Source organism: Variovorax sp. HJSM1_2 (assembly GCF_049316285.1).
Lineage (GTDB): Bacteria > Pseudomonadota > Gammaproteobacteria > Burkholderiales > Burkholderiaceae_C > Rhodoferax_B.
Map to the genome: position 1 here is coordinate 45,403 of NZ_JBMOXA010000014.1, position 13,780 is coordinate 59,182.

Below are 13,780 nucleotides of genomic sequence, written 5' to 3' on the forward strand. Positions count from 1 at the left end.
CGTTGACCGCGTCCCACTGTCAGCCTAGGATTTCGTTGTCTGACAAATTCGAAGTGTCTGATAAGCGCTCTTATGACGGAGGATGCCTTTGAAGCCAGAAGCGCGACACCGGCTTGAAGCCCCCATAGATCTAGCGAAGGCCCAGCACAGCGCGGTGGCGCTTGCCGTTCTTGCGATCATCGCTGCCTACCTCGTGTTGCACCTTCCAGACATGGAGCTAGCTAGACATGACGTGGTCGCCATGGCACATCTTTTGCTGGAGTTGGCCGCGGTGGCGCTCGCGATACATGTCATCTTCATGGCCTGGAGTGGGCTCAGCCACGGCACGTCTGTAGCGGCCAACGCGCTCATCTTCTGCTTTGGAGTGGTTGCCGGGGGCGACTTGCTTCACTCCTTGACGCATGAAGCCATTCAGGAACCCCTTCTGGAATCCAGCGGGGAGGCCGGGACTTGGTTCTGGCTTTCCGGGCGTGCTTTTCAACTGGTCGTCATGTTGCTTTTACTCTTACGGGTCAACCTACCCGGACCTCGCGCCGTTTGGCTAGAGGCGGCAATTTTGAGCATTTGCGCCGTCGCATTTTGGGGGCGAGATATTGCGGCGCTCATCAGCTCAGCAAGCGTCGCCGATGAGCTGACCATGCTCTTTACTTTCGCCAGTTGGTTGGTCGCAGTGGGTCTGTTTAGTCGGTTCAAACAGACACAAGAACTTTCTGAGCTTTGGCTGGCACTGGGTTGCTTTCTTTCCGGCTTATCCAGCTATGTCTACAGTCTTCATGGTGTTCCCTTGGTGCGCCAGGAACTGCTGAGCGACTTCATAAGGCTGGCCTCTTATGCCTGCGTGCACCGCGCGATCTTCCTCAACGGTTTTCAAGGGCCATTGCGTCGACTGGTTCACTCTGAGCGCGCCTTGCGCGAACGTGAGAGCGAGTTGAAAAACATTCTGGAGAACTTGCCGGTTGGTCTTTGTCGGCTCAACGAAAATTTGCAGATCCGCTATGTGAACGGGAACTTCCGCCACAACATGGGTATGGATGAACGCGACATTGCAGGCGAATTCTTCGATGCGGTCGTTCCCGCACCTCATGCTGCAGCGTTAGAGGCGCACTTGCAGCGCGCGTTGAGGGGCGAAAAAATCGACTTTGATTGGTGTTCGGAAGTCGATACGACCAAGCCAACGCTCCACCGTCATGTCGTGTTGGCGCCTGCCCGACAGGATGACGGCGCAATCCGAGGTGTGTTGGCGATTGTCAGCGACGTGTCGGATCGCGAGAACGCCTTACGCCAGGCGGCTGAATCCACCCAAGAAACCTTGGAGCTGAAAGCGGCTTTGGATGCACACGCCATCGTCGCCGTCACCAACGCAAAAGGCGTCATTACGCGGGTCAACGACAAGTTTTGCTCTATCTCTCAATATCCCCGTCACGAACTGATCGGTAAGACGCACAAAGTGATCAACTCCGGCTACCACCCCAAGGGCTTTTTCGCCGAAATGTGGAAAGTGATTTCGCGCGGCGACGTTTGGAACGGGGAGGTTTGCAACAAGGCCAAGGACGGCTCACTGTATTGGGTCCACACCACCATCGTTCCGCTTTTGGGCCCAGATGGCAAGCCAATGCAATACATCGCCATTCGTGCGGACATTACCCAGCGCAAAGAAGCTGAAGCCGAGGCCCAGCGCATGGCTTTACACGATTTTCTAACCGGCCTACCCAATCGCCGGCTCATGGGGGACCGCCTGACCCATGCGTTGGCTACGGCGCAGCGCGAGCGCCACTATGGAGCTCTCCTTGTGTTGGACATGGACAATTTCAAAGATGTCAATGACACGCTGGGACATGGGGCTGGAGACCAGTTGTTGCGGCAAATTGCCACACGCATTTCTGAATGCGTACGCAAAAACGACACGGTCGCTCGGCTGGGGGGCGATGAATTTGTAGTGATCCTAGAGAAGCTAGGTACTACACAGAGCGATGCAACGGTTAAGGCATTGGACATTGGCGGCAAGATCCGGGAGGAACTATGCAAGCCGTTCCAGTACACATCCCACGTCATCAACACCAGCCCGAGCATTGGTGTTGTGCTCTTTAGCGAGAATGATGACCACCCGGATGAATTGGTCAAACAAGCCGACATGGCTTTATACAAAGCGAAGGCAGAAGGTCGGAATAGGCTAGCCTTTTTCGATCCCCAACTGCAATCCGAAATCAACGCGAGGGCGGTGCTACTCCGAGAACTCCGCAACGCCATCCCGCGCGGTGAACTCCGCTTGTTTTACCAGCCAGTGGTTGACGCCAGCATGCAAATCATCGGGGTGGAAGCATTGATTCGCTGGCAGCAGGACCGGCTTGGTCTTGTTGCGCCAGGCGAATTCATTCCCTTGGCAGAACAAAGCAACCTCATCATTCCCATCGGTGAGTGGGTTTTGATGGAAGCCTGCAAACAGTTGAAGGCATGGGAAACAGATGAGGTGCGCAAGAATTGGACCGTTGCTGTCAACGTCAGTGCGAAACAGTTCCATGAAGAGGAGTTTGTCATTCGAGTGCAACGCATTTTGAGAGTCAGTGGTGCGCCTGCATCTAAGCTGCGGATCGAAATCACGGAGAGCATGATGCATGTCAATCTCGGCCAGACGATTGTGAAGATGCAAATGCTGAAGACCCTTGGCGTACTGTTCTCACTCGACGATTTTGGGACAGGCTACTCTTCACTGAGTTACCTCAAATCGCTTCCGCTTGACCAGTTGAAAATCGACCGTTCTTTTGTGGCCGATGTCCTGATCGACGAGAACGACGCGGCGATTGTGCGAACCGTGATCGCGTTGGCGGAACACCTGGGACTGAATGTAGTCGCAGAAGGTGTAGAGACCATTGAGCAAATGCAGTTGCTCGTCATCTACGGTTGCAAGGCGTTCCAGGGCTATCTCTTGGGTCGGCCTGTTCCGGAGCAGGACCTTGGTCAGCAAATCGATTGTGTCTCCGCTGCGGTTAAGGCACTGGAGAAAGCCCGAAACTAGTTTTTTGTGAAGGCTTGTCTGATGAGAACGATTTCGGGGCGCGCTCAAGTAGAAGAAAAAGAGCTAGACAAACCCGAAGAGGGTGGGCGCCAGTGACGGAATTCATTACAGATCTGACCGCACCTCCGAAAATATCGTTGATTTGTTTTAGTTTTATCCAGGGCATGCTTTCTACATGTAGCCCGTCGTTCAAATTCAAACTGCTTACGGAGGTTCCTTGAAAAAGTTTGTAGCCGCTGCCTTCTTGGCCCTGACCATTGTCGGAGTCAAGGCCACCCCCGTCTTGCAGAGCATTTCCCCTTTGGCCACCAACTACACCTACGGAGCCGGAAATGATTTTTATTCGCCAGTCGGCAGCGGCGACGCTGACGTCACCGCCCAACTCTGGACGACTGGCCCAGTTTCCGGGCTTAGCGGGTGTAATGCCAGTGATTTCACCGGATTTGTGAACGGGTCCATTGCACTGATCGAACGAGGGGCTTGTACGTTTGCCACCAAGGCGAGCTACGCGTTTGCTGCGGGTGCTATTGGGGTCCTCATCTACAACAATGTGTCAGGTGGTGTGATGACATCCCCTCTCCCTTCAGACATGTATTCAGGTCCCATCTTTTACCTTTCGAACAACTTGGGAGAGGACTTTAGAAACGGTGCATCGCTTGGACTTACAGGCTATACCGTTCGCATGGCGCTTACCGAGGAAGTTACGGTGATTCCTGAACCTGGATCCCTTGCGCTGGTTGGACTTGCCATCGTTGCCCTCGTAGCGTCCCGCCGGCGCCGCACCTGAGCTAACGTTGAGGGTGAGGCATTTGTCTATCGTGACTCGCCATTGGCCAACGACTATTCCGTAACGGCAGCGGCACTGCCACGACTAACCTTGGTGGGTAGGATGTCACGAGTTTCCTATCCGCATTAGCGTTAGCTTACTTGGCGGCCCTTTTTTCCAAGTCGACCTGCACCGATGTAAGCTCCTTGACGGACTTCCGCAGTCGCTTTTTCACCTGTTTTGTGGCCTCCACGGCTTGACGAACCTCAGGCTCCTTGGAATTCAGTGGCAAGTTTTTGTCCAACACTGCATGGGCAACCGTCAACTCTTCCTCTGCGGTCACGATCTCATCGGTGACTAGCTTTGTTTTCTCCGCAACCTGTTTAAGCGACAACTCCTCAGATGGATTTTGGTCTCGGGGCTTGCTAGACATTTCTCTTCTCCGAAAACTTTTGGTGAATTAAGCCGCTGTTTGAATAAGGGATCGTCCTACGCAAAAGAGGTAGCACACCAAGTCAAATACTTTACGCCTGAATTCGTCGAGCTAGCTTTCTGACTTGCCTTAGCGACGTAGCGTACACCATGCCTATTGCGACCATCCTCATTGAGGACAGCCCGAAGATTCGGGAAGCGCTTATTCCGAGCATGCTTGAACTTGCAAATTTGGAAGTAGTGGCTATCGCGGAAACTGCGGAAGAAGGCCTACGCGTATTGAAAGCAAATACTTGGCGACTTGCTGTAGTCGATCTGTTTTTAGCGGAAGGTTCGGGAATGGAGGTTCTTCGACGCCTTTCGCCAAAGTCACATGGCCAATTCGTCGTTGTACTCACCAACTATCCTACAGGTGAAATTCGGAACAGGTGCTTAGCGTTAGGTGCTACAGCCATCTTTGACAAATCTACAGAGCTGGACGAATTTTTTGTTTTTTGTGAAAAATTATTTTCGGATTATTAAGATTTTGACTCTTTGTGGGTAAAGACTCGCGCGTTTCCGTCCCGACAATATTGGGCTACTAGCTGCCGCATGTTAGTGCCAACCCAAAACTGACCATCCTATTGCCATAGTGATGATTCCGCGCTGGCCGACGTTTAGCCGCTTTGGAACAGCCGCTTTGGGCCATTTTTGGCCGACCACGCTTCAGGCAGAATTCCCCAAATCCGGCCCTTCTCTGACGCTTCTCAGTTCGGTCAGAAAAGACGTTCACGATGTGGGAACGGAATAATCGACGGCCAGGGCTATCACGACGACTGGAGAGTCTCATGGCAGATGCAATTAGTCGAATAAAAAGCTTTATCCGTCGCCCCACCGCCAAGGGGCACTATTTGGTGCCCCAACACCTGATTGACGAAGCTTTCAATCGAGACAAGGAGGCTGCGGAGCAGTGGTTCAAGGAGGCTGGACTGGATTTAAATGTCAGCCTTTCAAACAGTGCGTACCCAATATCCAATGTGGGTCGGACTGCTGTCGTAAGCCGTCTTCGCCCAAGCCCCTCTCCATCCCGTACAGCCGGGTTTAGCGAAACTGACGACCAGCCAGTGGTCGACGCGATGGCGCAAATCAGAATCCTCTTAGCCAGATGCGAGGCCAATCAAAGTGTGCTGGTTCCCCAAAAACTCGTTGACGATGCTTTTGAGAACGATGAACAGGCCGAAAAATGGCTAGGTGTTTTTGGCTACACGCTAATCATTGGGCGTTTGCGGGGAACGCCGAGCCAGGCCACGGTTTTTTATCGACCGCCTCCCAGCGACGTGCCTGCGATAAAGAAACCGGCACGGAACAGTAAGCGAAAAGATGTGTAGGCACGATAGTCCGTCGGCCACACGCCGGCCCTCCAGGTTAAGTTCAGGCAGAAACAGTCTTACGCCCGCTTGATAGCGTCACAACCGGAGCTTCGGTAAGCAAGCTGCCCCCTGCTGCAGTTGAAACTTTCAGCAAAGTTTTTCGGTACGGCACAGCGATATCACGCATTCCGTGACAGCCAGGGCCTAGGCGTCCTTTAAGGATTCTTCCCCACTGATTTCAGATGAATCCGCTGTCAGAAGCCTCGCAATCAAAGCCATCGATTGGCAACCATTTGACTAAACCGGATACTCCTTTTAAAGACCCAACCGCCAGCCTAACTTTGTAATCTCAAGAGAGCTCTTGAGTCTGATTAGGTATTGAAGTCTTTCAAGACCGTGATTTGCGAATGCACCTGACTCAATAGCTTCTCCGTAGCATCATCCAATCCAGTACCCGCATACGTCAAGACGAGTAAGGTGAGAGGATGAACCTGCATCGCCTCCGCCAGTTTTTCCACCATGTTCAAGGTGGGAGACTTCACGCCTTGCTCCAGGCTACCTATATATTGCTTACTGGCCGCCCCTGCCAAATCGTATCGCTGTAGTTGAAGAGTGGTTCGAGTGAATCTCAACGCTCGCCCAAAGGGGCTGGAGCGGCGGGTGTAGGCACGCGTCATGGGATGCAGCAGCGGTAGTTTGACAACAAAGCAGAATTGACTGGGAACACAGCATTATTTGCCACCAAACGACAGCACAGAGGGGAAACTTTCGGTCGGCTATAGGATTTTGCGGACAGACCACGACCGCGTCATGCTTTCTGTCGTACCAATAGTCTTTTCCCTCGAATACGCTCAAAAATAGGAAAAATCCGCAAAAGACTTTGACAATCCACCAAGATACAGCACCTCAACAGTTCAGCCCATTCTTTTGGAAATTTTCCACTTAGGAGTTTTGAGATGAAGAAGTATGTGATTGCATTGGCCACGACGTTGTGAGCGGTCACTGCCTTGGCCAGCGACCCCTTGCCCTCCTGGAACGACACCGGGCCGAAAAAGGCCATCGTCGAGTTTGTCGAGAAAGTCACCAAACAAGGCTCGGCCGACTTTGTGCCAGTGCCCGAGCGTATTGCTACCTTCGACAACGACGGCACGCTATGGGCCGAGCAGCCTATCTACTTTCAACTGGCTTTTGTGCTCGACCGCATCAAAGTAATTGCGCCCCAGCATCCCGAGTGGAAAACCAAAGAGCCTTTTGCGTCTGTGCTGAAGGGCAACCTGAAGGGCGTGATGGCGTCAGGGGAAAAAGGGGTTGTGGCACTGTTGGCGGCCACCCATGCCGGCATGACCACCGACGAATTCGAGCAAGCCGTCAACGACTGGGCCGTCAACGCCAAGCATCCCAAGACCGGAAAACCCTATACCGAGATGGTTTACCAACCCATGTTGGAACTACTAGCCTATCTGCGTGACAACGGTTTCAAGACTTTCATTGTTTCCGGTGGTGGCATTGAATTCATGCGGCCCTGGGTTGAACGTGTGTATGGCATTCCGCCCGAGCAAGTGGTGGGCTCATCGGGTGGTTTGAAGTTTGAGTTGCGTGGCAATGTGCCAGTGCTCGTCAAACTGCCAAGCCTGGTATTAAACGACGACAAGGAAGGCAAACCTGTGGGCATCCAACGTCACATCGGCCGCCGCCCCATCGCCGCCTTTGGCAATTCGGACGGTGACCTGCAGATGCTGCAGTGGACCACCGCAGGCAGTGGCGCACGTTTTGCACTTTACGTGCACCACACCGACGCCGGCCGTGAATGGGCCTACGATCGCAAGTCGCACATCGGCAAGCTCGACAAAGGCTTGGATGAAGCCACCGCCAAGGGCTGGACCGTAGTTGACATGAAAAACGACTGGAAGAAAGTCTTTCCTGTGGAACCTTGAATGAAGTGGGATGTCGTTGGCAAAGTGAGGCGGTGAGGCACAAAGAATCGGCTTCAAGCTTGCTGTCACCCTGACGCTCTTTTTCGTGACCAATGATTGCTATGGCGATAGGCGTAAGGCAGTATGGGCGGCAATTCATCTGTGCCGTAAGCAGATGCTAGGGAAGCACCACGCTATGAGCTGATATCTCCAATTTATATTTTTCAGCTCCAACCCGACATTGAAGGATGCGCACGCAAATACTGCTGTCAATCTAGCCTCCAGCTTCAGAGAAAGCGGAATAAAAAAGCCCGCAGTTTGCGGGCTTTTTTTGTCTGGCACTGACAGGTTAGATTTTGCGTTTCCGTGCCGCAGCCATACCCACCAAGCCAAGTGCAATCAACATCAGCGAATTGGGTTCAGGCACTTCTGTGACCTGAATGCCAACCGGGTCGCGAGCCCACACCGAGATGTGAGAGAAGTCCTGCGCCTTGCCGTTCTTGTTCAGGAAATCGTCGGTATTCCAAGTGCCCGTGAAGGAATAGGGTGTTGTGTAATTAAAGCCAGCAATGCTGCCGGCCAGCGTATTGAAGTCAAAGTCATAGACGGCAAATCGGTCACTGGCCTTGATGACAAACGCCAGATGGTCAAACGAGTTTCTACCCAGAACAGACTGAACTTGGTCGATGATGTCGAGGGAGGTTTCGAGCGACCAAGTCCCTTGCGTACAGTCGCCGACACAATTCATTTTGACATCCAGAATGCTAGCGAGGTCAAGGGGCTTGTCATAGGCATCCATGACAAATGAGCTACCACTGCCGTTCGTGGTTTTGCCCAAGTAAATCCAGCCTGGGTCGGTATAGGTACCGTTTTTGTCCAAGTCCAGCATCGGTGAAGGGTTCGCTGGGTTGTTGAACCACGTGGGGCTCAAAACACCGGCCTGCCCATTCAGCAAGCCATCGTTTAGCTGCCCAATGTTGGGATTCGGGTTGTTAAATGGGTTGCCGGAATCGTTGCCGGTGTACAGGCCAACGCAGCTGGTCGCATTTTGACTGCCGGAGAAAATCGTACCTGCACCATTCAGCGGGCTGATTTCAACCGAATTAATCGTAAATGAATTGACGCTACACGGGGCCTTCGGTAGCAGTGTCGGAAGTGTCGGTGCCGCCGAAGCGGTGGACGGAAGAAGGCACACCAGAGCAGCAGCGGGGACAGCGCAACGGAGTGCTTTGAGGACGTTCATCTTGGTAGCCTTTTTTGGAATGCTTGTAATGCACCAAGATGCAAAATTCGCACCAGCTTGGTGGTGACGATGTAACCAATTGATTTCAAATGTAATTTTTACTTTCAATTCGCACCAAAAAATGTCTATGTTAAAAATATCGACATGCAAAGAATTGTGCGTAACGCTAATTGCGAAGCGTTCTTATTGCTATTAATTTATGTTCAAGCATAAGAGTAAATGTTACGCACCAAGTTGAGGCGTAGCCGAGGCAGACATTGGTGCCATTGCATTGCCAAGTTGCTTGCTCGTACGAAAACCCGTTGTAGCCCTCCGTCCTTTTTGTCGGACGCACGCCAGTGTCTACAACCAAGGTGCCCGGTCAGTCACCCTTCATCAATGGATGGTGCCTTGCGCTGGTCTTGACCCGATGTCGGCCCATGCCGCGCCTTGCCGTGAGTGCTCAAACCTCCTATTCTTCCGCGTAGGGTGCCTAGTAAGGTGATCACGACCACCGCCCTTCTGGAAGTCCCGGAAAGCATGCATGACGATGGGCACTCGCCACTGTGTTTTCAAACTGGTCGTTTTGGCCGGGGTTTATGCAGCGCAGCCGGAAACGCACCCTAAAGGAGATTTCGTGATGAGACACTTGATTACCGCAGCCCTGCTCGCGGCTACGACGTTGGGCAGCTTGGCCGCTGACGTCGATGTCAATATCGGCTCCGGCCGAATCCAGGCCCCTGGCGTCTCCATAACCTTTGGCAGCCGTGACAACCGGGGCTACTACTGGGATGGCTACGAGTACCGGGACCCAACTTACTGGAAGCAACACAACGGCAATAAGGGCCAGAAGTACTACACCGGGCAGGGTAATGGCAAGGGCAACGGGGGTTGTCCACCGGGTCAGGCCAAAAAGGGTAATTGCTGAACGCCGCGCAAATCGGGGCGCCTCATGCGCCCGGCGTCCGCCTAGTCTTAATTGGCTGGACCCAGCCAAAGTGTGTGATGACCGTTAAGTTCCTGTTCAAGATCCGCATGCGAAGAACTCCAACTAGCCTGAAACGGCCACCATTGAGTGGTGGCTCGCCGCCAAATGCTGTGATTCAACGCATTCACGGTGACGAGAATCAATGTCAAGCAGGCATCTGTGTGCTGCGGTGGTGCTGCGCGGCCCTTCAGTAGATTGAGCAGACTCTGACTTCAGCGCCTGGCAAGGCGTTGGATGGTTTGTACGCCGGCTCGCATTTTGTCGGCAGCAGACGAGTTGGCTGAATGAACGCAGATATGAGGTGGTTTGAATCCGCGGACCACAACCGCCTCTTCTATCCACAGAATCACGTCGTAGCCAGTGCCATGTGTATCGTCCCCAAGGTCATGATCAAGACTGATTTCCTCGACGGCCCCGGTTTCAAGTAGCTGGATGGCTTCTTCAGGCCAATAGACTCTGTGCCACCCCTCTGGGGTGGGGCGCTCATCATCGAGGAATACCCTCATCTTTTGGGGTCGCTCATTCATCCAATCTCGTGAGTAACTTAACACGGCGTCATTGCTCCATCTTGGGGCACGGTGGGAAAAGTCCGGTTTTGGCAGATAGTACCTATTCATCAGTTACCTGCCAACAACTGCAACCAGCCGGAAGCAGTCGGCTTCGGGGACAGCTTTGCAGCGAAAGCCGCCACTTAGCCGTCGCCCTCGAGTGCGTACTTAGGGCCCTGAGCAGTCCCCCGACTATGCGCAAAGCGGCCTTTCCCAGCTCGCGTATTAGCGGGCCTCGAGCTCTTAAACCATCCGAACCAATAGACCTAACAGCCCTGCGGCTGCAATAACAGGGACGACCCCAATTTTGTAACGGATGAGCGCGACGGCTGCGGCCAGTCCCAGTAGCAACGAAGTCCAATCAAAACGTCCAGCGACACCGTTGGGCCACAACACGTGATAGGCGAAGAACACCGCGAGGTTAGCAATGACGCCGACCACCGCAGCTGTAATGGCGGTCAACGGTGCGGTGAACTTCAAATTTCCATGGGTCGATTCGATGAACGGCCCTCCCAGCAGAATGAAGAAGAAGGACGGCAGGAAGGTGAAGAAGGTCACCACAGTGGCAGCCACCGCGCCACCCAACGCCAGCGAGTCCTCGCCAAAGATGGCTTTTGTCCAGCCACCGACGTAGGCCACGAAGGACACCACCATGATGAGCGGGCCAGGCGTCGTTTCACCCAAGGCCAGTCCATCCATCGATTGAGGGGCGGTGAGCCATTGGAACTGGTCCACAGCGCCTTGGTAGACATAGGGCAACACGGCATAGGCGCCACCAAACGTCATGAGTGCGGCCTTGGTGAAGAACCAGCCCATCTGAACCAACACTGCGTCGAAGCCGTACACCGCTGCCAACAAACCTAATGCGACCGTCCAGATGGCGACAAACGTCACGCAGACCTTCACTAAATGGCCCCACGAAAACCTGGCGTGTGGCGGTGTGGGTGTGTTGTCGTCAATCACGGCCGACGAGGCCGGGGCCGAGGCATTCAATTTTCCGTGGGCACCGGCGCCGCTGAACGCCTCGGGCTTGAGTCGTCCACCCGCGTATCCGGCCATGGCCGCCACTGCCACGATGAGCGGGAACGGAACACTCAGCGCAAAGATGGCGACGAAGGCGGCGATGGCGATGCCCCACAGCCAGCCGTTGCGCAAGGTTCTGGAGCCAACCCGGTAGGCCGCCTGGACCACCAGCGCTGTGACCGCAGGCTTGATGCCGTAGAAGATGCCAGCGACCACCGGCACGTCACCGTGCGCCATGTACAACCACGACAAGCCCATGATGATGAACAGCGACGGCAGTACAAACAGGCCCCCGGCAAGGATGCCGCCCCACGTGCGGTGCATAAGCCAACCAATGTAGGTCGCCAACTGTTGCGCCTCCGGTCCGGGCAGCAGCATGCAGTAGTTCAGTGCATGGAGGAAGCGCCGCTCGGAAATCCAGCGGCGGCGCTCCACCAGTTCTTCGTGCATGAGCGCGATTTGGCCCGCTGGGCCACCAAAGCTGATGAAGCCCAGCTTTAGCCAGAAACGCAGGGCTTCAGAAAGAGATATAGAGGCAGGAGTCGTCGGCTCGGCGACAGGCAAAGAGGTGTCCACAGAAGCTCCATAGGGCATTTCCAGCACTTGGACGGGACACCGTCTACTCCTAGAACAGGTTCTAGAAGCCGGGAGGCTGCTTTCCCGATGGACAGATATTAGCGTAAGTCAGGAGCTGCAACGAGGGTGACGCACTCATGAGGCAAATCTGCCATTGTTAAAAGGCCGCTTTCGGTAGCGAAAGGTGAATGACCGGTCATGGCCGAGGTGAGGCATCGTACCCGCAGCTCCAGTTGGGCCCTAAACGGCACTTGGAATTCTCCCAAGTCGATATTGAATGAGGGCATAAAGTTGCTCCAGGACGTCGGTCGTGGGCAGAGCAACTTCGTCCTCCCCAAGTTACGTTCGGTGTCTTCGAAAAGGGCTTACTTAGCTCGTCAAGGATTTTCTCGAGTCTGACTATCGAAAGTGCGCCGTGCCTCTCGGAAGTCTTCGGCGTTTTCGACGACCCAAGTCCAAATGGGGACATGCGTGTCAACAACGCCATCCCTAGGGGAGTTAGCTCGTACTCCACACGGAGCGGCTTTTCATCGAACTCTCGCCGAAGCAGAAGGCTTAGCAGTGCCGGCGGCACTGTTAGCTAAACGTTTTGAGATTCTTTTGCAGAAAGAAGCTGAATGGCTTATCGGTCGCAACCTGAACCGCAGTTCGCAAAGCTTCAAGGTGACCTAACTCGCTGTGAATTAGGTAGGCCAGGGCAGCCATTTCCGACATGTTCTTTATAACCCGTGCGTCCTCCGCATCGAAACTCTTCTTCCCTTGTGAGGTGACCCACACGGTCCCCACGGGAAGGCTCTGCACGTGGAAAGGTGCTATTAAGATTTCCCGAATAGGTGGAGATATGCGCGCGGCTGATTTGTAAGCCTTACCAGGTGCCACCATCAACATTATCGAGTCAGCGCTGAGGACTGGACCGGAGGGACTTTCGTCGTATCGAACCGTGCTGCCCAGGTACTGGCTGCACGAGCCTGCCGCCGCTTCCCACAAGAGCACATGATGGCCCGCAAGGCGCCCCAGCAAACTCACACCGGCAGAGTCTGCCTCCGTCAGCTGAAGCATCGAAAATGCCAACACGTCAAGCGCTATTTCAGGGGTTTCCCTCAACGCTTTGACGACGGAGGTGGTCATTTCCATTTCTGTCGCAAGGTCGGGTTGCTTACGGGGTCGCTTATTCAGCCGGTCATTGGCGATGACATCTTGAAATGCCAAAGGAAATTCGGGAAAGTGAGTTACGAACTGCTGCATCTTCACCTTTCAAGAAGGGCACTCCACAGTTTCCACTTGCATCAGTGCCATGACGCACCGGAGGGCCAAGACGGCCAAGAGACTGACTAACATACCGCAGAGTTTGGCGAGTGGGTAAGAGGATATCTACCAAACAATTGGGCAGATGCCAGCTCCCTTACGGCTCCTCAGGCAAGTCCGTATGGCTAAACGTCAGCTCTCTTGCCTTGACCACACTGTGCCATCGCACGATGTCCTCAGAGTGGCTAGTAAACAAGTGCCCCACGTTCTCCAGCGCTTCGATTTATGAAATCGTTCGCTTAGATACGAGCAATTCTGAAAGCGCTGACACGTCCAACGGCTTATGTAGAAAGTGGTCGAATGCCCGTTCACGCCTCGCGTTGGCCAGCGCCATAATCTTTTCCGATACCGCGATGAGTACCGGGAACGAGCGCTGGGGAAACGCACGACGCACGGCCCGGGCAAACTCGTTTCCGCTCATGCCAGGCATCTCGAGGCTCACAATAATCACGTCAGGGGGTTGGCTTAATGCCGCCGACAACGCTTCCTGGCCACTATAAAAAGGCTGACACCTTGCTTGCGGGGCTCTTTGACTCAGCGTCATGGCCAATGCGTCAACGGCCCCACGGTCGTCGTCGAGCAGCAGAATGTTCAGTGATGTCATATCGGATTTTGGATTTCTGGTTTCCCCGGGACAGAAGCCCT

Annotated in this window: 13 protein-coding genes; 6 read left to right on the forward strand and 7 right to left on the reverse strand. The window is 54.1% G+C overall.

The genetic code is table 11. The features are described from left to right. The first annotated feature begins 88 nt into the window (after positions 1–88). Positions 89–3,013 (forward strand): bifunctional diguanylate cyclase/phosphodiesterase, encoded by a 2,925-nt coding sequence (locus ACFQ95_RS16325; protein ID WP_422832652.1) that lies wholly within the window; start codon positions 89–91, stop codon positions 3,011–3,013. Between the two features lie 217 nt (positions 3,014–3,230). Next, positions 3,231–3,800, forward strand: a complete 570-nt coding sequence (locus ACFQ95_RS16330) for a PA domain-containing protein (protein WP_422832654.1) — start codon at positions 3,231–3,233, stop codon at positions 3,798–3,800. A gap of 136 nt (positions 3,801–3,936) precedes the next feature. Here the strand turns inward: ACFQ95_RS16330 and ACFQ95_RS16335 are convergent, their stop codons facing one another. Then, positions 3,937–4,212, reverse strand: a complete 276-nt coding sequence (locus ACFQ95_RS16335) for a hypothetical protein (RefSeq protein ID WP_422832655.1) — start codon at positions 4,210–4,212, stop codon at positions 3,937–3,939. 149 nt (positions 4,213–4,361) lie between these two features. On the opposite strand from ACFQ95_RS16335, the gene ACFQ95_RS16340 reads away from it, so the two are divergent. Next, positions 4,362–4,733 carry a response regulator gene (locus ACFQ95_RS16340; RefSeq protein ID WP_422832656.1) on the forward strand — a complete coding sequence of 124 codons (372 nt, stop codon included), beginning with the start codon at positions 4,362–4,364 and terminating at the stop codon, positions 4,731–4,733. A gap of 305 nt (positions 4,734–5,038) precedes the next feature. Further along, positions 5,039–5,578: a hypothetical protein gene (locus ACFQ95_RS16345; protein WP_422832658.1), complete on the forward strand. Its 540-nt coding sequence runs from the start codon at positions 5,039–5,041 to the stop codon at positions 5,576–5,578. A 353-nt stretch (positions 5,579–5,931) separates the two neighbouring features. Here the strand turns inward: ACFQ95_RS16345 and ACFQ95_RS16350 are convergent, their stop codons facing one another. Then, on the reverse strand, positions 5,932–6,237 hold the full coding sequence (locus ACFQ95_RS16350) for a helix-turn-helix domain-containing protein (protein ID WP_422832659.1): 306 nt from the start codon (positions 6,235–6,237) through the stop codon (positions 5,932–5,934). A 330-nt stretch (positions 6,238–6,567) separates the two neighbouring features. On the opposite strand from ACFQ95_RS16350, the gene ACFQ95_RS16355 reads away from it, so the two are divergent. Beyond that, positions 6,568–7,494, forward strand: coding sequence for an HAD family hydrolase (locus ACFQ95_RS16355; protein WP_422832661.1), 927 nt, complete (start codon positions 6,568–6,570; stop codon positions 7,492–7,494). A 328-nt stretch (positions 7,495–7,822) separates the two neighbouring features. On the opposite strand, the gene ACFQ95_RS16360 is transcribed toward ACFQ95_RS16355, so the two are convergent. Next, positions 7,823–8,866 (reverse strand): PEP-CTERM sorting domain-containing protein, encoded by a 1,044-nt coding sequence (locus ACFQ95_RS16360; RefSeq protein ID WP_422832662.1) that lies wholly within the window; start codon positions 8,864–8,866, stop codon positions 7,823–7,825. 373 nt (positions 8,867–9,239) lie between these two features. Here ACFQ95_RS16360 and ACFQ95_RS16365 point away from each other — a divergent pair, with 373 nt between their 5' ends. Next, positions 9,240–9,623, forward strand: a complete 384-nt coding sequence (locus ACFQ95_RS16365) for a DUF2502 domain-containing protein (protein ID WP_422832664.1) — start codon at positions 9,240–9,242, stop codon at positions 9,621–9,623. A gap of 272 nt (positions 9,624–9,895) precedes the next feature. Here ACFQ95_RS16365 and ACFQ95_RS16370 read toward each other — a convergent pair whose 3' ends face one another. The 4 genes from ACFQ95_RS16370 to ACFQ95_RS16385 all read right to left on the reverse strand — a co-directional run bounded on the left by ACFQ95_RS16370 (position 9,896) and on the right by ACFQ95_RS16385 (position 13,739). Then, on the reverse strand, positions 9,896–10,189 hold the full coding sequence (locus ACFQ95_RS16370) for a cyclic-phosphate processing receiver domain-containing protein (protein WP_422832745.1): 294 nt from the start codon (positions 10,187–10,189) through the stop codon (positions 9,896–9,898). A 285-nt stretch (positions 10,190–10,474) separates the two neighbouring features. Further along, the gene (chrA, locus tag ACFQ95_RS16375; RefSeq protein ID WP_422832665.1) at positions 10,475–11,848 is read right to left on the reverse strand and encodes a chromate efflux transporter; all 1,374 of its coding nucleotides are present in this window, start codon (positions 11,846–11,848) and stop codon (positions 10,475–10,477) included. A 558-nt stretch (positions 11,849–12,406) separates the two neighbouring features. Continuing rightward, a complete protein-coding gene (locus ACFQ95_RS16380) occupies positions 12,407–13,075 on the reverse strand; it encodes a hypothetical protein (RefSeq protein WP_422832667.1) in 669 nt (222 codons plus the stop codon). Between the two features lie 283 nt (positions 13,076–13,358). After that, the gene (locus tag ACFQ95_RS16385) at positions 13,359–13,739 is read right to left on the reverse strand and encodes a response regulator (RefSeq protein WP_422832669.1); all 381 of its coding nucleotides are present in this window, start codon (positions 13,737–13,739) and stop codon (positions 13,359–13,361) included. Positions 13,740–13,780 lie beyond the last annotated feature (41 nt).

Coding starts and splice junctions, on each gene's coding strand:
- chrA (WP_422832665.1), bottom strand. CDS start 11,848: ATGCCCTATGGAGCTTCTGTGGACACCTCTTTGCCTGTCGCCGAGCCG.
- ACFQ95_RS16350 (WP_422832659.1), bottom strand. CDS start 6,237: ATGACGCGTGCCTACACCCGCCGCTCCAGCCCCTTTGGGCGAGCGTTG.
- ACFQ95_RS16365 (WP_422832664.1), top strand. CDS start 9,240: ATGACGATGGGCACTCGCCACTGTGTTTTCAAACTGGTCGTTTTGGCC.
- ACFQ95_RS16380 (WP_422832667.1), bottom strand. CDS start 13,075: ATGCAGCAGTTCGTAACTCACTTTCCCGAATTTCCTTTGGCATTTCAA.
- ACFQ95_RS16335 (WP_422832655.1), bottom strand. CDS start 4,212: ATGTCTAGCAAGCCCCGAGACCAAAATCCATCTGAGGAGTTGTCGCTT.
- ACFQ95_RS16340 (WP_422832656.1), top strand. CDS start 4,362: ATGCCTATTGCGACCATCCTCATTGAGGACAGCCCGAAGATTCGGGAA.
- ACFQ95_RS16345 (WP_422832658.1), top strand. CDS start 5,039: ATGGCAGATGCAATTAGTCGAATAAAAAGCTTTATCCGTCGCCCCACC.
- ACFQ95_RS16385 (WP_422832669.1), bottom strand. CDS start 13,739: ATGACATCACTGAACATTCTGCTGCTCGACGACGACCGTGGGGCCGTT.
- ACFQ95_RS16370 (WP_422832745.1), bottom strand. CDS start 10,189: ATGAGGGTATTCCTCGATGATGAGCGCCCCACCCCAGAGGGGTGGCAC.